The 19,572-nt window shown below is 46.8% G+C and carries 17 protein-coding genes and 1 other annotated feature; of the genes, 7 read left to right on the top strand and 10 right to left on the bottom strand.

Translation table 11 applies throughout. The features are described from left to right. The first annotated feature begins 168 nt into the window (after positions 1 to 168). Positions 169 to 672 (top strand): sigma-70 family RNA polymerase sigma factor, encoded by a 504-nt coding sequence (locus LRL21_RS21595; RefSeq protein ID WP_240417852.1) that lies wholly within the window; start codon positions 169 to 171, stop codon positions 670 to 672. After that, complete coding sequence (locus LRL21_RS21590; protein WP_240417851.1) at positions 662 to 1,840, top strand: anti-sigma factor; 1,179 nt, start codon at positions 662 to 664, stop codon at positions 1,838 to 1,840. The genes LRL21_RS21595 and LRL21_RS21590 overlap by 11 nt, the downstream gene beginning before the upstream one ends. Before the next feature lie 7 nt (positions 1,841 to 1,847). Here the strand turns inward: LRL21_RS21590 and LRL21_RS21585 are convergent, their stop codons facing one another. Then, complete coding sequence (locus LRL21_RS21585; RefSeq protein ID WP_240417850.1) at positions 1,848 to 4,130, bottom strand: S-layer homology domain-containing protein; 2,283 nt, start codon at positions 4,128 to 4,130, stop codon at positions 1,848 to 1,850. 229 nt (positions 4,131 to 4,359) lie between these two features. Between LRL21_RS21585 and LRL21_RS21580 the strand changes: the two genes are divergently transcribed. After that, complete coding sequence (locus tag LRL21_RS21580) at positions 4,360 to 4,746, top strand: MerR family transcriptional regulator (RefSeq protein ID WP_240417849.1); 387 nt, start codon at positions 4,360 to 4,362, stop codon at positions 4,744 to 4,746. Between the two features lie 38 nt (positions 4,747 to 4,784). On the opposite strand, the gene LRL21_RS21575 is transcribed toward LRL21_RS21580, so the two are convergent. The 5 genes from LRL21_RS21575 to LRL21_RS21555 form a co-directional block, all read right to left on the bottom strand. Beyond that, positions 4,785 to 5,540 (bottom strand): NRDE family protein, encoded by a 756-nt coding sequence (locus tag LRL21_RS21575; protein WP_240417848.1) that lies wholly within the window; start codon positions 5,538 to 5,540, stop codon positions 4,785 to 4,787. Between the two features lie 80 nt (positions 5,541 to 5,620). Continuing rightward, positions 5,621 to 7,300 (bottom strand): glutamine--tRNA ligase/YqeY domain fusion protein, encoded by a 1,680-nt coding sequence (locus tag LRL21_RS21570; protein ID WP_240417847.1) that lies wholly within the window; start codon positions 7,298 to 7,300, stop codon positions 5,621 to 5,623. Between the two features lie 74 nt (positions 7,301 to 7,374). After that, positions 7,375 to 7,628 (bottom strand) — a binding site (T-box leader). 95 nt (positions 7,629 to 7,723) lie between these two features. Then, entirely contained in the window at positions 7,724 to 8,227 is a 504-nt protein-coding gene (locus tag LRL21_RS21565) for an anthrone oxygenase family protein (RefSeq protein ID WP_338044657.1), read from the bottom strand. Next, positions 8,190 to 8,390, bottom strand: coding sequence for a hypothetical protein (locus tag LRL21_RS21560; RefSeq protein WP_240417846.1), 201 nt, complete (start codon positions 8,388 to 8,390; stop codon positions 8,190 to 8,192). The genes LRL21_RS21565 and LRL21_RS21560 overlap by 38 nt, the downstream gene beginning before the upstream one ends. Before the next feature lie 94 nt (positions 8,391 to 8,484). Continuing rightward, positions 8,485 to 8,970 carry a MarR family winged helix-turn-helix transcriptional regulator gene (locus tag LRL21_RS21555; protein ID WP_240417845.1) on the bottom strand — a complete coding sequence of 162 codons (486 nt, stop codon included), beginning with the start codon at positions 8,968 to 8,970 and terminating at the stop codon, positions 8,485 to 8,487. Between the two features lie 101 nt (positions 8,971 to 9,071). Here LRL21_RS21555 and LRL21_RS21550 point away from each other — a divergent pair, with 101 nt between their 5' ends. Both LRL21_RS21550 and LRL21_RS21545 read left to right on the top strand, forming a co-directional pair. Further along, positions 9,072 to 9,536 (top strand): GlcG/HbpS family heme-binding protein, encoded by a 465-nt coding sequence (locus LRL21_RS21550; protein WP_420832473.1) that lies wholly within the window; start codon positions 9,072 to 9,074, stop codon positions 9,534 to 9,536. Positions 9,537 to 9,808: 272 nt separating this feature from the next. Next, the gene (locus LRL21_RS21545; RefSeq protein WP_240417905.1) at positions 9,809 to 10,861 is read left to right on the top strand and encodes an LLM class flavin-dependent oxidoreductase; all 1,053 of its coding nucleotides are present in this window, start codon (positions 9,809 to 9,811) and stop codon (positions 10,859 to 10,861) included. 70 nt (positions 10,862 to 10,931) lie between these two features. Here the strand turns inward: LRL21_RS21545 and LRL21_RS21540 are convergent, their stop codons facing one another. Both LRL21_RS21540 and LRL21_RS21535 read right to left on the bottom strand, forming a co-directional pair. Then, the gene (locus LRL21_RS21540) at positions 10,932 to 12,677 is read right to left on the bottom strand and encodes an Ig-like domain repeat protein (protein WP_240417843.1); all 1,746 of its coding nucleotides are present in this window, start codon (positions 12,675 to 12,677) and stop codon (positions 10,932 to 10,934) included. Positions 12,678 to 12,781: 104 nt separating this feature from the next. Further along, on the bottom strand, positions 12,782 to 13,108 hold the full coding sequence (locus LRL21_RS21535; RefSeq protein WP_240417842.1) for a GNAT family N-acetyltransferase: 327 nt from the start codon (positions 13,106 to 13,108) through the stop codon (positions 12,782 to 12,784). Between the two features lie 173 nt (positions 13,109 to 13,281). Here LRL21_RS21535 and LRL21_RS21530 point away from each other — a divergent pair, with 173 nt between their 5' ends. Together LRL21_RS21530 and LRL21_RS21525 are read left to right on the top strand one after the other, a co-directional pair. Then, positions 13,282 to 14,841 carry an SWIM zinc finger family protein gene (locus tag LRL21_RS21530; protein ID WP_240417841.1) on the top strand — a complete coding sequence of 520 codons (1,560 nt, stop codon included), beginning with the start codon at positions 13,282 to 13,284 and terminating at the stop codon, positions 14,839 to 14,841. Next, on the top strand, positions 14,838 to 17,762 hold the full coding sequence (locus LRL21_RS21525) for a DEAD/DEAH box helicase (RefSeq protein WP_240417840.1): 2,925 nt from the start codon (positions 14,838 to 14,840) through the stop codon (positions 17,760 to 17,762). The genes LRL21_RS21530 and LRL21_RS21525 overlap by 4 nt, the downstream gene beginning before the upstream one ends. Positions 17,763 to 17,765: 3 nt before the next feature. Here the strand turns inward: LRL21_RS21525 and LRL21_RS21520 are convergent, their stop codons facing one another. Together LRL21_RS21520 and LRL21_RS21515 are read right to left on the bottom strand one after the other, a co-directional pair. Beyond that, a complete protein-coding gene (locus LRL21_RS21520) occupies positions 17,766 to 18,857 on the bottom strand; it encodes a winged helix DNA-binding domain-containing protein (protein ID WP_240417839.1) in 1,092 nt (363 codons plus the stop codon). Positions 18,858 to 18,936: 79 nt separating this feature from the next. Then, positions 18,937 to 19,545: a DUF2238 domain-containing protein gene (locus LRL21_RS21515; RefSeq protein ID WP_240417838.1), complete on the bottom strand. Its 609-nt coding sequence runs from the start codon at positions 19,543 to 19,545 to the stop codon at positions 18,937 to 18,939. Between the last annotated feature and the right edge of the window lie 27 nt (positions 19,546 to 19,572).

Below are 19,572 nucleotides of genomic sequence, written 5' to 3'. Positions count from 1 at the left end.
AAGGGTTAGTAACCCTCATTTATTATACCATATTTCTGCTGGTTATGGTTTGCTGACTAGCACGAACAAACCTCTGTAGGATATCATTTAGATTCCAAGCAAGTCATCCTATCATTTAATTTGTAACCTTTACCCAATTCAAACGTGTATAGGTTGAGGGGGGAAGGCATGAAGCGACACACGCTCGACAGCATGTATCAATCGTATGTAAAGGACGTCTATCGGTATTTAATCTCCCTCTGCCGAGATCATCATGCCGCGGAAGATTTGGTGCAGGAAACCTTTTACCGAGCTTATTTGTACCTGGACAACTGTAAGGAAGATAAAATTAAGCCGTGGTTATTCAGGGTCGCTTACAACGTTTTCGTAGATTATTATCGCAAGGAACAGCGAAGTATACCCACTGGGACAGAGTTTTTCATGCAGCTTTCTGATACTCAAACTCCTGATGAGCTGCTGTTGAAGAAGGAGCTATGGGGTCACATCGGAGATGCCATATCGACACTGCCGGTCAACCAAAAGCAAGCCATACTGCTGCACGACTTTCATGAGCTATCGTACCGCGAAGCCGCAGAAATTATGGAAATCCGCTTATCGCACTTTAAAATACTTCTGTACCGAGCCAGACAAGTCGTCAGACAGCACAATGAAAGGAAGGACAATGATGAGTGAAGATTTCAAGCGTCAATTACAAGACTATGCAGACGGTAAATTAACGGGCAACGACAAGGAGCAGTTCGAGCTTGAGCTTGAAAAGATGGAAGCCTACCAAGCTTATCTTAGTGAGCTTATGGGGAATGATGAAGATCGTCAACCGCTAATAGATGGTAGTGCCTTTAAGGCTTCCACACCGATCAAAGAAGCTTCCCTGCTGCGCAGAAGTAAGTGGCGGGCAAGAATTCAAACCGCCTTGACTGCTATTGGAATCTTGATCACATTTACCCTTATTAGTGCGATATTGACTGGACTTTTTTATGGATTGGGCAAGCGATCAAGTATATATCAGGATGTTGTGTCATCTGCGATTGCCCTCACCCGTCCTAACCTAACCGTAAGTGGAGGAAGCAATTCAAACGCCTATTTCACTATGGATTACAAAGGTAATATGAAAAAGAAAATTGGCGATTCAGAGGTTTCTGTCGGAGATTTCCAACTAAAGTTTGTGTTGGGCTGGCCTATGGGGGAGCAAACCACATGGCATTCTGAAAGAAATAACCCCGGCGCCAGTCTGTTTCTACTTTCCGGGTCAGATGCGGCTAGCAGTAATCAGGACTGGACAACACTTGAGAAGCTGCCTGAGGGTACGGTTACCGAAGCTTTTGTGTCATTGGATAAGAGGTATGCAACCGATGAGCTTCTACAGAAATTTAATGGTAAAAATATGACGCCTGTTTGGTTTGCCGCCTACACTGGCCAAGAAAGAAAGCTCGGTGACGCAGAATTGGTGATGAATCCGGTCGGCTTTCCCGCATACCCGCTCTGGCATGCTGAAGATATGCAGGTGACAAGCCGTTCTGAAGAAAAGCGAGGCTGGTTCGGCAAAACTGTCATGGAAAGCTCTATCTCACCAGGCATCCAAACTTATGGAGACGGATCGGTACGAGACAAAAATTTTCTGGACACACTGCATCTGCTGCAAAAGTATCCAACGATTACCAATCGCCTTGCCCCATGGCTTCTACTCGAGCCAACCATCACTTATTTGGAGGCTAACGGAGTAAAGCTTTACGGAGTGGTTGTGACCGGTCCTACCAAAGAACTGTTAAAGCTTAAAGAGGAGCAGTGGGTGTCCAGCATCCGTGTGGGCGAAGTCCGCTTGTGGAATTGGAATAATCGGTGACAATGATTTACTTTTTATTCTTGATATCCATCATCTTTACGATCCATACAGCCGCTTCCGCGCGGGTGGAGAAATTGCTTGGGGTGAATGGGCCCGTGGTTGTGCCACCTACAACATTAATTCCCTTCTTCTCTATAGTAGAAACTGCACCTCTGGCCCATTCGGGAATGTCGCTATCATCCGAATAGCTTGTTGTCGTAACGGCTGATAGTGGAATTCCCAAAGCCTTGAATACCATAACAGCCATCTCGGCATGCGTAATATTGGCCTCTGGTCGGAATGTACCGTCCGGATAACCGCTAACGATACCAAGCTGTACAGCCTGAGAGGCAGATGTCTGCGCCCATATGCCGATCTTATCACTGTCAATAAATTCCAAATCAGATGCTCGCAGCTCTGGCTTTAATCCGTTCATCAGCATGACTACGAATTCAGCACGGGTGATGCTGCCATTCGGCCGAAACGTAAAGTCCGGATAGCCGTTCGTTATATGGAGTTCATAAGCCCGCGCAATCTCCTCACTCGCCCAGTGTCCCTCGATGTCAGTGAATGCAACCGAGCCTGGAGCCGTCGTCGTTCCCTGCAATACGGTAATCTGACTCGCAGCTGTAAAACCTCCGTCAACCGTCTTCGCGGTAATGCTTGCCCTTCCGGGTGCAATCCCCGTCACCTGGCCGGAGTCGTTAACCTGAGCGATGCCAGGATTGCTGCTGCTCCAAAGCAGCCCTTGATTGGATGCGCTGCCTGGCAGCACGCTTCCCTTTAGCTTTCCGCTTTGCCCCACCTTGACGGACAACTCAGCAGGCTGGATACTAATGCTTTGCACCTCGATGGTTCCTGCAGGATTGGTTACAGTAACCTCGCATGTGGCGGATAGTCCTCCGTCCTCTGTCCGTGCAGTTATCGTTGCCGTACCGGACGAGACAGCCGTTACATGGCCTTCGTTGTCCACGGAAGCTACTCCATTCTTGCTGCTGCTCCATGTGACATTCTTATTAGGTGCATTGTTCGGGGACAGCGCAGCCGATAAGCTTTCACTTGCGCCAGTCTGCAGCGTTGCTTGAGTCTTATTCAAGGTTATCCCATTGACTTTGACCCGCAAAGCGTACAGGTTCAATTTCGTCTCTTTCATTCCACTTGCATACACAGTACCGTCCTCTCCAATAGTTGGAGCGAGAGCCATGTCAGGAGTGCTGATGCCATACCTCCATTGTGTGCTGCCGTCGGAAGGATTCAAGGCATGAACCATGCCACTAGCCGTTAGCAAATGAATGGATCCATTCGGACCGATGACGGTCGGTGTTATCGCTTTGTTGAAAACAGCTTTCCATTTAAGTGTCAAATTGGGCTGGAGTGCATACACGGTTTGATCCGAGGCCCCGGTATAGATCGTACCGTCCGAACCAATCACAGGAGAAAATGGATTCCCTCCAAAAGTGTACTCCGATTGTTTCGTTCCGCTCGGGCTGATCGCATACAGCCTGCTGTCAGCAGCACCGACATAGATAGTGCCGTCTGCCCCCAGTGCAGGAACAGTATTGACTAGTCCTCCAGCCTGGTACGTCCATTTGATACTGCCATTGGGCTTAACCGCAAATAAAACGTTGCTCTCATTACCCAAAAAGATAGTGCCGTCCTTGCCTATGGCCATGTAAGCGGTAGACTTGAACCCAACCTTGGAGGACCATTGCTCGGTTCCGTCGTTTGAATGAAGCGCATACAGCGTTCCATCCTTGGCAGCCACGTATATGGTGCCATCTGATCCGAAGACGGGCTTGGCATCCACGAGACCTATGGAAGCCGACCATTTTAGCGTTCCGTCAGGATTCATTGCAATAAATTTACCTTCATTATATTTTACGCTGCCAACTCCCATGTAAAGGGTGCCATCCGGGCCTACTGTGGGAGAACTCAGAAGTTGATCTGAAGTCAAGTTATTCCATTTGCTCTTACCTTCGCGTGTGACAGCGGATACCATACCGACAAAGCCCGTAAACACAAACTGGTTATATCCCAGATAGACGGTACCATCCGCTGCCACCACCGGTGAACCTTTAGGATCAATAAGGTCTGCAGCTGGAAAGTCCCACATTAAGCTGACATTTCCCAGATTTGTATTGGGAAGGATAAGCAGATCAGGTTGAATGCGGGGGAAATTGTCAATAACGGGGGTCGTCAGGTTGGAAATCGGTATAGCATGTACTTGAGAGTCTAATGTGCCGAATAAGCAAGATAATACGGTTATACCGAGTAGCACTCCCCTTTGAATATGCCATCTTTGCTTCAACATTATGGATCTCACCCTCTCCTCAGACATTTCTACAGTAGCATATTTGATTGTGCAAGTATATTCTACAAAAGTAGCAAAAAAGCAGTATATACATATGCAGGAAGTCTTCCATTATGCACCGATTTTATCCCCCTGCAGTCGTTGTTAACATCCAATTTTATTGAGTAGACACGAATGAATAGGTATAATGGATTAGAGTAACTCTAATTAAATGGAAGGAGATTCATATATGTCATATACGGTCAATGATGTTTCCAAAAAAACGGGGATATCTGCTCATACGCTGCGCTTCTACGAAAAACAGGGTGTACTGCCTTATGCAGAACGGAATGATAATGGGGTTCGGTTGTATGATGAGTCCAGTATTGAATGGATTGAAACGATCATATCGCTGCGTTCCACTGGAATGCCTTTAGCTGATTTAAAACAATACGTGGATTTACATAAAGAAGGGGATCAGACTCTTCTGGAGCGAAAAAAAATGATGGTGGATCATAAAGAAAGAGTCGAGGAACAAATGCTTCAATTAATGAAAACATTAGGAAAAATCAACTATAAGATGGCTTTGTACGACGTGCAATTACAACAATTGGAAAGGGACTCCAGCGCTTTGTGACGTTTCAGTACCCAACCCAATGCCCAAGCTTTAACAGACTATAATGTAAGAGTAAATTCGCGATTATGTACTTCTTCCTCTGTGTAAACTCGTTCCTTATAGTAAATCTCTTTTTCAGTCATCAACATCACTGTCGAGCTCCGGGTTCCGTAGCCTTCGCTTTTAATAAAAATAGGCGAAAGCGTCCGTTCCCATTCCAACGAAACTCCTGTCTTAGGAAGCATTTCATTCGAGGCCGGGTCAGCGGTTTGGAGTAACGTCAACAGCTGCTCTGTTAAATTACCTTTATTTTCACTTATTAAGGTTGACAAGCCCTCTTTGCCATGCTCGACTTTTGGCCACGCGGTATTTAATAAATGATTACTGACCCCATAAACACCCGGTTTCAGTTGTTGAATCTTATCCTCAATATTCGAATAGTAGTAAAGCTTGTTAGCATCGCCAGCCAACAAATTATATCCAGGATATGCATTACGTTTGTTAGCGGCTTCCTGCATGTAAGATTCAGGCCGTTCATTGTTGATTAAAAAATCTGCCACCAATTCTCCTCGTGAACGTTTGCCGTCCGTTGATTCCTTTGGGTTTCGATAATTCGTTAAAGCTGCAAACCGCCCAGCTGTGGTCACTCCCATCCAGGTGCCCATTTTGTTCAAATCCCGACCTGCAAGCACATCAGGGTGATCCTGCCAATAATGAACCGATGCTGTCGGTCTGTTGTAAAATTCATCACGATTAGCAGCAACGATAAGCTTATAAGTTTCGTGTGCCTGATAAGCAAACAAAATTAAACACATGTTGAAATCCCAGCTTTCCTAATGGCAAGAACCAGTCTAACACAGCAGGTTAGCGTTTTGACTGGTTCTTGGCACCATCCTCAATTTTTATTCCAGGTATCCTTTAACGGTACAATACGATTAAATACGAGCTGCTTGCCTGTAGTGAGCTTCTTATCTACGCCAAAATAGCCATGTCGGAAAAATTGAAATTTTTGTTCGGAATGGGCATGTTCGACGAATGGCTCCAGCAATCCATCCTTTACGATAACGCGTGAATCAGGATTTATCGCTTCCGTCCAATCTCCGTCGCTATCCTTCGGAACCTCCTGTACAAGCAGCAGTTTCTCATATAGATGCACATCAGCTTTTATGGCATGCGCTGCCGAGACCCAATGGATCGTGCCCTTCACCTTACGCCCGGTAAATCCGGTACCGCTTTTTGTGATGGGATCATAGGTACAGTGAAGCTCAATAATTTCTCCTGAATCCGGGTCCTTGATCATTTGCTCGCATTTGATGAAATACGCTCCCTTCAGCCTGACCTCAGCATTCAGACTCAACCGATGAAAGCCCTTGGGTGGCTGCTCCATAAAATCGTCCCGTTCGATATAGATCGTTTTGGAAAAAGGCACCTTTCTTTTTCCCAGCGCCTCATTCTCAGAATTGTTTTCAACCAGTAACAACTCCGTCTCATTGTCCGGATAGTTGGTAATAACGACCTTTAAAGGCTGTAATACGGCCATGACGCTAATCGTTTTCGGTTTGAGATCCTGCCTGAGGCAGTGGTCCAGCAGCGAAATGTCTACCGTGCTTTGAGTTCGAATACTGCCAATCTCCTCGATGAAGCTGCGTATGCTTTCCGGAGTGAAGCCCCTTCTTCTTAAGCCGCGGAGCGTAGGCAATCTGGGATCATCCCAACCATCTACGTAATCGCCTTCTACCAGCTGCCTCAAAAACCGTTTACTTGTTACGACACCCGTTAGACTCAACCGACCGAATTCTCTTTGCCGCGGAGGCTCGGGGACTTCAAGCTCCTTGAGAACCCAGTCGTACAAGGGGCGATGGTCTTTGAATTCAATGGAGCATAAAGAATACGTAATACCCTCAATCGCGTCTTGTATAGGATGGGCAAAATCGTACATCGGATAGATGCACCAGTCATTTCCTGTACGGTAATGCTCAGCATGGAGTATACGGTAAATCACAGGATCACGCAGGTTGATATTAGGCGATGCCATATCGATTTTGGCACGAACAACCTTGGAGGAGGCCGGATAGTCCCCTTGCTTCATTTTTGCAAAAAGCTCCAGATTCTCCTCAATTGAACGGTCTCTATACGGACTGTTTCTGCCCGGCTCCGTCAAGGTTCCGCGAAACTCTGCCACTTCCTCTGGCGTCAAATCACAGATATAAGCCTTCCCTTGCCTGATCAAGGTCACTGCAGCGTTATATATTTCGTCTGAATAGTCCGAGCCATAATAGATATGATCGCCTGGATCGTAACCAAGCCATTGGATATCCTCGATAATCGCGTTCACATACTCGATGTTCTCCTTAAGAGGGTTCGTGTCGTCGAATCGCAAATGAAAGGTTCCGTTAAATCTATGGGCAATCGTATAATTCGTGTGTATGGCATAGGCGCTTCCAATATGAAGATAACCGTTAGGCTCGGGAGGAAATCGTGTACACATATCCCTTCCGAATTTACCCGCCTCCAGCTCCTCACTAATCAGTCTAAACAAAAAGTTTTCAGTTTGATGCTCGTTCCCGTTAGCCAATATGGACTCCTCCTAATGAACGTGATAAGTGGACAATCAACAAAAAAACCTCACCTCCAAGACAAGTTTTATGTCTCGGGGACGAAATTTTCGCGGTACCACCCCAGCTTCATTAATATGTCGCCATATTAACCTCATCAAGTACGGCATTGCAGACAATGCTTATACTCTAGCTCTATAACGGGAGCTCCCGTCACGCCATCCCCATTGAAGGTTCCGACGCACTGCTCAGAGGCTTGGTTCGGGGAAAAGCTCTTGACTCCTTTTCAGCTGCCGGAGCTCTCTGTGCAAGAACATCTTCACTTACTCATCTCATCATCGCTTTTGAATATTTCTTTTATGATATCAAATCATTACCTTTTGTGTAAACCATTATACGTAATGAGTCAACAATGTGCATTTTGTTTCCTGAATTCCTTAAAGCTAGCCGATCTGTCGGAAGGCCAGGATAAACGATACCAGTGCCGCGAAGGAAGCGACAGTCCGTACGTGGTTCCAAGCCGTCCAGCTAGCGTTGTAACGAATCCATAGATCGGCGCCTTGGGCACTGTCAGGGTCTACAGCGGCCAGTGCGTCGTTCAGCGGAACATTGAACACGATGGTTACCAGAAAGGAGCCAATGAGATAGAATATGCTGCCGACCAGGAGATACATCATACCCGTTTCGCCCCATTTGAAGCAGGAGGTGATCGCCAGAACTCCACACGCTAAGGCCGTCCCTCCAAATACCAAGCCAAATAGTGGGTTGAGTATAACGATATTGATGGACTGCATAGCCGCAATACCTTGAGCCGCTGGGAGTCGGACGAGGGCAGTCATGACAAATACTGAAAAGGCAAAAAATATTCCTGCTATCAATCCGGAGCCTACCGTCGAGAACAAGGTCAGGCTATTGACGATCCGGTCGCTCATCTCGAACCTCCCCACACACTGGTAGCGGCTGCATTTCGCCGAATAGCAGAACCATCCGCTTGACGCCATTATTCATGGCCATGTCTGACACACGACGACCGGTATTACCTGTTCCACCAACAATCAAGATTGGTTGCTTATCCTCGGTAATTGCCCTCTTACCTGTTTCGTTGTTCATATGATCTCTCCTTTAGTTAATTTCAATATATTTAAATTCCTTACACATTATATTGTTTGCGCAAGCAAATATTATTCAAATAAAGAATGTTGGATCATTCTATATTTTCAATGCGATCACTCACTTTATACAGATAAAGTGATAATTCGTCGCCTTCCTTTTCCCCCAATAAGGCAGAATAACGACTACGAAGGCTATTCCAGCTTTCGTTGATTGGCTCCTCTAATGCCTTCCCTTTATCCGTAGCATAAATAAGTGACAAACGCCCATCGACACGGTTCGTAATTAGCCCTTTAATGATAAGCTTCTCAATAAGACGAGTCACAGTTGAGGGTTGAAGATGAAGTATTTCCCCTAATTCTTTTTGTGAAATCCCTTCCTTTTCAAACACGGCCATCAATAAAAAAGCAGACGTTGGTGACAATCCACTCGCGGCAAACTCGTCCTCTGCCATTTTCGTAATCACTCTACCCAGTCTATTCGCAGTAAAATATAGACATTCTTTTAAATAGGTCCCCAGCAAGGTTCCAACCTCATTTCCGATAAATTGCTTGCGCATACAAATATAATATATTTCCAAAAATTTGTAAAGCTCCTATTAGCTTTAAAATAAGATAAACACCAAATTGGGCCAATGACCATACCCTAATAAAAACTTTAACTAAGGGGTAGATGACAGTAATGAAGCTTACTTTGGAACTAGCTAAAGTGTTGTTAGAAGAAGCTGAAAGAAAAGCAAAAGAAATGGGATTGGCTGATGATATCGCTATTGTGGATGACGGCGCTAATCTTGTTGCCTTTCATCGTATGGACACGGCCAGGCTTGCAGGAATCGATATTGCTCAGAACAAGGCTTGGACAAGTGTAGCTATGAAAATGCCAACATCGAATTTGGCACAAGCCGCTCTTCCTGGAAACCCGTCGTTCGGGATTAATACGACCAATCATGGGAAAGTCGTTATTCTTGGCGGGGGGATTCCCCTTATGAAGGATGGGATGGTTATCGGTGGAATCGGTGTAAGCGGCGGCACCAGTGCTCAAGATATCGAAGTGGCGAATGCCGCAATACATGTTTTTGAAGCTTTAAAAAACAAACGGGATTCAGCGGCCATCTCCTATCGTATAGGATCAAATCAACCTATGTAGTTGGGAAATATTGTGATCCGTTATTCAAAATAAACCGGCTCTTTCTGATCAGAATCTGACCAGCAAAGAAGCCGGCTGCGCTCATGTTCGTCAACATCTTACATAAAATACTATTTTAATTGTTACAATTCTGGCTCATTTTCGTTAAAAACCTCGTTAATCCCTCTCTACTTGCTTGGGATGTAGCTTACTAAATTTGAGAAACTACAAAAAAATGAGTAAACTATAGATAGTGAAGGAGGCGTTACACTATGACAAGTTTAACAGGCAGTATGGAAATAGGAATCAGTACATTTTTGGAGGCTACGCCGAATCCGGTTACTGGAGAGGTTATTAGTCATGCTGCACGGCTGCGCGATGCAGTCGAGGAAATCGTTCTGGCCGATCAGGTTGGTCTGGATGTCTATGGTATAGGGGAGCATCATCGAGCCGATTATGCGGGTACCTCACCTGCTGTTGTATTGGCTGCAGCAGCTGCCATGACGAAGCGGATAAGGCTCACGAGTGCGGTTACCGTGCTGTCCTCAGATGATCCGGTTCGTGTCTATCAAGCATTCTCTACTCTTGATGGCATCTCTAATGGACGAGCTGAAATTATGGCTGGCCGGGGTTCATTCATCGAGTCCTTTCCGCTTTTTGGATACAGTCTGGACGATTATAATGAATTGTTCGAAGAAAAGCTGGCGCTGCTGCTTGCAATCAGAGCCTCGGAAAAGGTAAGCTGGCGCGGTGGTCATCGGCCCGCCATCGATAACCTGGGGGTCTATCCAAGGTCCGTCCAGAGCCCGCTGCCAGTGTGGATCGCAAGCGGTGGCAATGCAGAATCAGCTGTACGGGCAGGAATGCTCGGTCTGCCTATCGCATTCGCCATTATTGGCGGAATGCCTGAGAGCTTTGCTCCGTTAGTCGATCTTTATAAAAAGGCTGCCGCGCGAGCCGGTCACGATCCAGAAACACTGCCCATTGCGACACATTCACACGGATTTGTGGGTGAAACAACCGAGCAGGCAGCCGATTTGTTCTTCCCTTCCACACAAGCCCAAATGAACGTCATCGGGCGCGAGCGTGGTTGGGGCCAGGCTTATACTCGAGCTACTTATGACCAAGCACGCAGCCTTCGAGGCGCCCTCTATGTCGGCGATCCCGAATATGTCGCGGAGAAAATTATTTTGCTGCGCAAAAATTTGGGAGTATCTCGTTTCTTCCTGCATGTGAATGTCGGCACAATGCCGCACCGTGATGTGATGCGTGCCATCGAGCTGCTCGGAACCAAGGTTGCACCCATTATTCGTAAGGAGCTTGCCCGTATTGAGGCCAACAAATAAGCAATCTTGATTTTCATGCTGGAGCTCACTGAACTCCCAATCAGCTGCGCATAAGCATTCCTTTGTTCATTTAGCTAGAGGGTAACGGCACAATACTAACAGGCTCGATCAGAAGTAATATCGCTCTGACATCGTCAGCATCGAACTTGCCATCCATATTGATATCATACATGGAAGAAATTTTTGCAAGAGCTTGAGCAGCATCCATCCGCTCTCCCGCAGATCGCTGTATGGTGATTGCGTATGTACTTTTGCTTGTTCCGTCTTGGGCCGTTACCTCAATGCTAATTATATTGCTTCCTACTCGAAGCTCGATCGGGCTGCTCGCTTGCCCTCCCGAAACAGCGATTCCATTTACTTTTATAGATGCCGTGTTATCTTCCGATGAAGCCCTTACCGCTACCGCATGAACTGTATTACTCACAGATGCTGTATACACATAGACCGATTTGTTGAAAGGCACGGTCATCGAAATGCCATCCAGTGTAAGTCCACTAAGATTAGAATTGCTCCGTAACAAGATTTCTAGTGAAGCGGCACTTGAAGCACTGCTAACAAAATTGGTATCTCCCGTATATTCCGCTTTTATGGAATGATTCCCAGCGCTTAACGAAGTAATCGAAATAGCTGCTCTTCCCCCTGATAAAGAGGCACTTCCAAGTATGGTATCACCATCCTTGAAGGTAACCATTCCCGTAGGCTCACCTCCCCGCGAAGACGTAACTAGAGCATTCATTGTAACTGACTCACCATAAGCTGACGAATTGCTGCTGAAAGTCAAGCTTGTGGACGACATTAGTTTGTTTACAACCTGGGTGAGTCCTGTGGAGATGCTCCCTGAGTGTATGCTATCCCCCTCATATACGGCCGTAATCGGAGCATGCGTGCCAGCAGATAGTGATGAAGTAGAGAACGTTGCTGCTCCACCTGCCAATGCTGCCGTCCCGAGTGGTGTACTTCCTTCTTTAAAAGTAACCGTACCCGTTGCTGGATATCCTCCCAAGGATGTAACTGTAGCTATAAAATCAACTGCATTCCCATACGAAGACGGATTCGCATTGGACTCCAAGGTGGTCAAAGTAGCAATAGGATTTACGGTATACTGAAAACTCTCAGACGTACTTCCAGTATGATTGCTATCTCCGCTATAAGCAGCTGTAATCGTGTGTGTGCCTATTGCCAATGTGGATGTCGTGAAGCTGGCGGTAGCATTCTGATTTTCAAGAAAACTCCATCCAACCGTAGCTTTGCCAGTGTCTTGTCCCCAAAAGGTTAACGTCTGGGCTGAAGCATCCATGGTGATCTGCCACAGATAACGAGTGCCTGTTAGTTCCCGCTGCTTCATAATCGTCCCGGAGCTATCATAGGCAACTATGCCCAAGGAGTCACGATTATCAGTGTAGCTGAATGCCCAGTACGTATAATCGCCCCACTTCACAACGGGGCAATCTACTGAAGTAAAGGTGTTGGGCCCTGAATAACAACTTACTTTCATTCCGGAAGGAACTGCTGGCTGATTGGGCACTGTAGCTATCACAGGTATAGTGCTGGACAAAGTCGCAGTTCCCATTGCTAAGCTTCCGTCTTTAAAAGCTACCGTACCGCTCGGCGGAGTTCCTTGGATAGTAGAATCGGTTATATACGTTGTAAAGGTTACGGAGTTCCCATAAGTTGAAGCAGCCACAGTGCCGGATATTGTCGACGTGGTTACATTCTGAGCAAAAATCGCATCGGGAAACATACTTGTTATGAACACAAAAAATAAAACAAAGCCTATGAATCTTATTCGTTCTATGAAGTTAAACAATCTGTCCACGTCATAATCCTCCTGAAAAAGATAGTTTCACGTGTTTATTATACAGCATCTTAAACACATTAGATAAAATATTTGGCTAGAATGGGACCTTGAGGACGGCTTGGTTAGCTCAAATCGGCCTTCATCAGGATACCGGCAATTGTCTGGCCCTGATTATCAGTTCTCATTGTAATTTCATAGGGCTTGAAGTTTAATTTGGTGTACAACATCAAAGCTCTAGTATTCGTATTATGACAAACCAAATGTAGTGCCTTCACATGTAATTCGTCCCTTGCAGCGGACATCATAGAACGGATTAAATATGCAGCGGCACCCTTTCCTCTGAATTCCGGTGATACAATTACGTTACCTAACCAGCATCTTAGCCCTTCGTCTAAATCATAAATGTTAGCGTAGCCAATGACATGATCCTCAGCACCCAATAGAACCATCGGCTTTAATCTGCTATTGGATTTCGTTTCAAGCTGAATCCCTTAATATACCATTGATTCCGGTTCAAAGCTGAACTAGCTTTGCCGCAAATTATGAAAATATCGTATTTCTTCTCGTATCCCTTTATAATAGAATGGTTAGCATCTTTTATTTTTGAGCAAGGAGCTTTGCGATGAGTTCTTTTCCTGTTTTAAACGATGAGCAATGGTTAAAGCTGCTTGAACAAGTGGCTCAATCATTTAATGAAGTGACACTTAGCCGAGGGTTTAATTATTTTAAACAGCAGCGAGTAGCTTCTCTGATTATTTCAGAGAATCGTGTGGTACAAGCAAGGGTAACAGGCTCGGAAGACTACAGTGTTAAGCTGTACTTAGACAAGTTCATGTCCAATATATGCACCTGCCCAGTCCGAACCTCCTGCAAGCATCTGGCTGCTGTTATCATGGAGCTCGCTGACCGTTTGGGTTATCCGGCTTCCCAAATTGTAAATGCCAATTTTCACCTCAAACGGGTCACTTCGAAATCCTCGCCAGAGTCGCAGCTTAAGCAGCTGCCTGACATGGATACTATGGGCTGGCATAAGTTTCTGAACCAATATACGGCGCATGTTAAACCATCTTACGATCAGGGCACCTATACCAACCTGCTGCGCTATGAACTGCAAAATATCCGAAAGGGATCTATCTCTTTTTCGGCAAACGACTTGATCTTTTTTGAGCTGCATCAAGAGCTATTTATTGCGAGAAAAATCAAAGAGTACGCTTCACAAGGGAATGTAAATTACTTTACTTCGAATGCCTTGTATCGAATGTACGATGAAATCCAAGCCTGGGTACATCAAAAGTCAGCACAAATCGACTTCACTCTCGCAAAGGAGCGAATTAAACAAACATTAAGCTATATCAGACAGCAGTTGGCCAAAGAAACGGATCAGAAGTATCTTGATTATGGCCTATATACGGCGTTGTGGAACTATTGGATAGCCCCCTATCCCGATGCCCATGAATGGATATCGCAGGAAATTAACGAAATCGAACAGCAGACTCCTGATTCGATCTCTTCTTCTCTCTCAGCTGCGAAGGCGTTCTTGTACCTGAATCAATCAAAAAGTCTTGACGCATGGGATGCTTTAGAAGCGAGTGGTACTTTAAATAAAGCTCCGACGCGTCTTTTTCTGCCTTTCCTGAACCACCTTTCAGCTGCAAGCGATTGGGACCATCTGATTGATTGGTTATTAAAGACGGCCACTTACTTTTACGGTCATAGAACCAAGGATCTCGATACCTATTTGGGTTACTGGAAGGAAGCTGTCGCGCATGTTCCTGAAGCTGAGAAGCAGCTGTGGATCGTACTGGAAGAGATGCTGCCCCATTCTGCCCAGATTATTGATGAAATGCTGTATGAGCAGCGACAATGGAAGCCTTGGCTGGAAATGCAAATTTTTAAAGGACAAGACCCTTTCTACCATCGGGTCAGCGTCCTGCAGCCAATCGAGAAAGAGGCTCCAGCTCTGCTGCTGCCCTACTATCATCAAGCCATCGAGCATTATGTCTCACTCAAAAACCGGCACGATTATAAATTAGCGGTCAAGCTGTTGAAGCGACTCGATAAAGTATACAAAAAAATGAAGCAGACTGAGCGCTGGGAACGCTTCTTCACTGGATTTATAGATCGGCACAGCCGACTTCGAGCGCTGCAAGAGGAACTGAAGAAAGGAAAACTGCTGGAATGAGTATACAATTGTATGAGATGACGCTGCAGGTGATTTTAACGGATAGCGGTGATGCCTTACTCTGGGGACTTCAGAATGGATATGAGGTTGCAGGTGATAAATTCCGTAAAATTATGTTTGCATGGCATGAGCCATCCGTCTACGGAACCACACTGGAGCTGCGGCAGGCCGGTGAACTGACCGTAACGGTCCTTCCTGCAGAAATGGTGCTTCCCTTCTTCGCCGATCCGAATTTCATGGACATTATCCGCTGGCAGGGTGGAAATGAAGCTACCGAAGAATTACTTGCAGCTGCACCGCGATTATACAGAGAAGCCAAGGAAGGCCGTTATATACCAAGCTACAGCTCATTTCGAAATGGAAAGCTGCAGTGGACCTGGGAGGCTGGATCTGAGCATCTGGAAGAGCTGGATCGGGATACGCTGGCAAGCCTGGATTTGTCAGGCGAGGATATGGCTGGTTTGCGCGCAGCCTTTTCTGCTGCTGTCACAACCGAGCACTATGCAGATGAAGCAGCCGTGTCCGACCTTCGACGGGATTACCCGGCGTTGTTTAGAGGAGCTCAAGTTGGAGCTGCCTCGACTTCAGCGTTTACAGAGGATGAGTGGCTTGCCTCACTTGGCTGGAAGCCGGATTTGGCTCCCTTCCGTCCCGCATTGCAGCTGCTGGAGCCGGACGACGAGCAGTTCGATTGGCAGCTCCGTTTGGTGCTTCAGGATAAGAGCGAAGGCTCAGCGATTGTACCGATAAGATTAGGTTCAGACGGTCAGGCTTCCGGTACATGGGCCAGTGATTGGAGCCCTTATATTCAAGAACGTTCTGGCGGTTGGTCAGCAAGGCTGCGCGAGGCGCTTCCATACGTGTATAGCGGCGGTGAGCTCTTCGCTGAGCCTCTAACGGATGAACTTGCATGGCAGTTTCTGACCGTAGATAGCCGAGAGCTGCTGAACGACGGCTGGCATGTCATGCTGCCAGGCTGGTGGGAGGCCGCCTCCAAACGGAAGCCGCGCTTGCGTGCACGGATTACGTCCGAAGCTGGCGGCAAAGGCAAGTCCTTATTCGGACTCAATGCTCTAGTTGACTTTGACTGGCGAGTTGCGATCGGCGATACCGACCTGGACGCAGCCGAATTCGCTGAACTTCTAGGCCGCAAAGAAAGGCTGATCCGCTTCCGCGGAGAATGGGTCTACTTGGATCCTGCTCTGCTGGAGCAGATCCGCAGGCTCATGGAAACCGTGAATCCGGAAGAAGGCTTATCCTTGCAGGATGTTCTTCAGCTGCATCTGTTGAACGAAGCGGAGCCAGCAGAGCAGGGTCCGGCAGCTGAATTGGATGCGGAGGAAGAAGAAAAGCGGATTCAGCTGGAGGTTGAGTTAAACTCGCATCTCCTGGCACTGCTTCGTCAGTTAAGACAGCCATCGAGCTTAAAGGAGCTGGCTATACCTGACGGACTGCGTGCAGAGCTTCGCGGCTATCAGCGTGAAGGCTTTACATGGCTCAGTTTTCTGAGAAAATTCGGGCTTGGTGCTTGCTTAGCTGATGACATGGGACTCGGTAAAACTGTACAGTTCATCACTTATTTGCTTCATCACCAAACAGAATCTGAGTACCCCTGCCTGCTCATCTGTCCAACCTCTGTTCTGGGTAATTGGCAAAAGGAGTTGGCGCGTTTTGCTCCCGATTTAAAAGTAAGGCTTCATTACGGGAAGGGACGATTAAGCGGCGAGGCGTTTTCTTCCGTTTTGAAAGATACGGATGTTGTCATCACCTCTTATACAACCGCTCTGTTGGATCAAGAGACTTTGCGCGAAACAGTCTGGAGCTCCCTCTGTCTGGACGAAGCCCAGAACATCAAAAATGCACAAAATAAACAATCGGCAGCCGTTCGCTCACTCCAGGCACGACATCGGATTGCCCTGACAGGAACGCCAATTGAGAATCGATTATCAGAGCTGTGGTCCATCTATGATTTCCTCAACCCTGGTTATCTGGGCAATCAGCGAGGATTCCAGAATCGCTTCGCCAATCCTATTGAGAAGCATCATGACGAGGGAGCCACTGCACAGCTGCAGAAGCTTATCAAACCCTTTATGCTGCGCCGTAAAAAGAAAGATCCTGCCATTCAGCTGGATTTGCCGGACAAGCAGGAAATGAAAGTATACATTAACCTGACTGCCGAGCAAGGAGCACTCTATGAACAGGTGGTCAAGGATCTTATGGAACGTATGAAGAATCTCGAAGGCATTGAGCGTAAAGGAGCTATCCTTGCCGTCTTGACTCAGCTCAAGCAGCTATGCGACCATCCTGGATTGCTGCTGAAGGAAGCTGCGCCATTGGGAGAAGCTCTTATGCTCGAAGAAAACCGTGAAGCACATATCACACGATCAGCCAAACTCGAGAGGATCGCAGCCATGGTTGGCGAGCTCCGGGATGAGGGTGATTCCTGCTTGATCTTTACCCAATACGTAGGCATGGGCCGCATGCTGGCCGACGTACTGCAGGCTCAACAGAATGAGCCTGTGCTCTACTTGAACGGCAGCACACCCAAAGCAGAACGCGATAAAATGATTGACGCGTTCCAGGCTGCAGACGGATCAGGTCCGGGTATCTTCGTACTGTCCTTGAAGGCGGGCGGTGTTGGACTCAATCTGACAGCAGCTAACCATGTGTTCCATTACGACCGCTGGTGGAATCCCGCTGTTGAGAACCAAGCTACGGATCGAGCCTATCGGATGGGACAGAAGCGAAACGTGCAGGTGCATAAGTTCATTTCACTGGGTACGCTGGAGGAGAAGATCGACGAGATGCTCGAAAGCAAGATGAGCCTGAGCGAGAACGTAATCTCTACCTCGGAAAATTGGATTACTGAGCTGTCTAATGAGGAGCTTCGTGATTTGTTCGCGCTTCGGCAAGCTTGGTAATGCTTATCGATTCGTAAATGATGTCGAAGCTAACGGCAGTCCCATAAACCCGCAGTATCGACGAGCAGTTTCCAGGATGCCATCTTCCCTGTCTTGATGATGCGCAAATAATTGGAACTCGATATCAATACCCTTCTTCTTGATTGTGCGTTTCCATATGCCCGCGACTTGACCATCAATGATAATGGTCGATCTGAATACACCATTATTGCCAGGTACAATATGTTGAGCATCTTCGGCTTGCAGCACCGCACTGCGGTCCTTATAGCCGAGCAGATGCTCGTCAAATCCCGGTAGCAGATAAACAGTGGATGCAGAATCGGTAGCTCTTGTTTGAGTATGCTCGCCTTCCCAATATTCCTGATTGTTTACCTTCTCCGACACCAGCCGGGACTTCACAGCCTCGACTCCCTGACGGGCAGCAGAGAGAGTAATTCCAGCCCACCAGGCAAAATCATACACGGTTGCAGGCCCATGACTTGTAAAATATCTTTCAGCAAGCGCGGCAAGCGCTTCGCTCATCGATAATTCATTGGATTTGGGCACCCACTCATCCAGCCATACAAAGGTTTGCTGCTTGCCTTCCCTTGGCCCCATACAAATATGACCGGACTGTGCGATATACCACAGGAGGTGATACCCACGCTGATTGATCGTACTGATCCCTGCTTCCTCCAGCAGTTGCATAAGAAGAGGCCGGGATATCTGCTTATTGCCCTGAAGAGCGTCATACATAATTTGCTTACTGCGTTCGATGATTTCCTGATTAAGCTCCAGTTGTTCCAGCCTTCGGTTATCCTGGGCCAATGTACGGGCAGCAGAAAGCTTCAACAACCATCTCACATCGTCTGGCGATACAAAGTGGATCGTTCCGCGCATTGGCCAAGTCTGGATGATCTTGCGATCTGCGATGGCTTGTTCGATATCCGCCGCGGTTGATGCTTGCATCCGCAAACCTATTGCCCACAGAGCTTGATGGTAGTCCTGTGCCTGCATAGCACCGAGCTGCTGGACAACTTGTTCAGGCCTATCGAGCCTTCCTGAATTGATACGCAAATTGAACAACCGACGATAAGGAATACTTTGCTCCTTCATGGACTGCCTCCCAACATCGAATCATTTGTAATTTCTCATACATTGTAAGTGGACGGGCCATCGAATGTATAGTAGAAATTCATACATGTGAAGTTGATGAGGGCGAAGGATATTCTTTTTTTACTTTAAACGCCAAATAAATACTGGTCCCCATAGCACCGATCGACCCGCAAATGATGTCTCCCATCGTATCGGTCAAGCTGCCTCTCTGAGATTGAAGCCCAAACAGGTAGTCCGTAGTAAATTCATAGATCTCCCAAAAGCCCGCCATCGCCACAGAAAAAAAGAAGCCAAACCAGATCGCAGTGGAAGACACGTAACGTTGGTTTCCTTCAGCAGCAGTAAGCTTCCAGTAAATTAACATGCCGATAAAATGGAGAATTACGCCTGACAGCAAATGCTCGATTTTATCCAGATTCGGGATGATACCATAAAATCCGAATTCGTTGGCCAGCAGCATTGTAAGGAAAATAAAAAATAAGATCGAAAACCTCAATGCGGGAAACAGCTCCGTTTTCGTAAACGCAACAATACCGCGAATAATCGTCAGAACAGAAATAATGAGTATGCCTTGAAAGGCTTTCATAGGTATTCCTCGGATCAAAAAGTAAATCAGGCATCCTGTGGATACTAGGTACAGACCCAGTTCAAAGTAGTTGTTGAAGCGCTGTTTATTGTCAGTGCTCATGGAATCTCTCCTTTCCGAACTATCCTA

Source organism: Paenibacillus periandrae (assembly GCF_022458865.1).
Lineage (GTDB): Bacteria > Bacillota > Bacilli > Paenibacillales > NBRC-103111 > Paenibacillus_S > Paenibacillus_S periandrae.
This window is presented reverse-complemented; position numbering and strand designations above follow the sequence as displayed.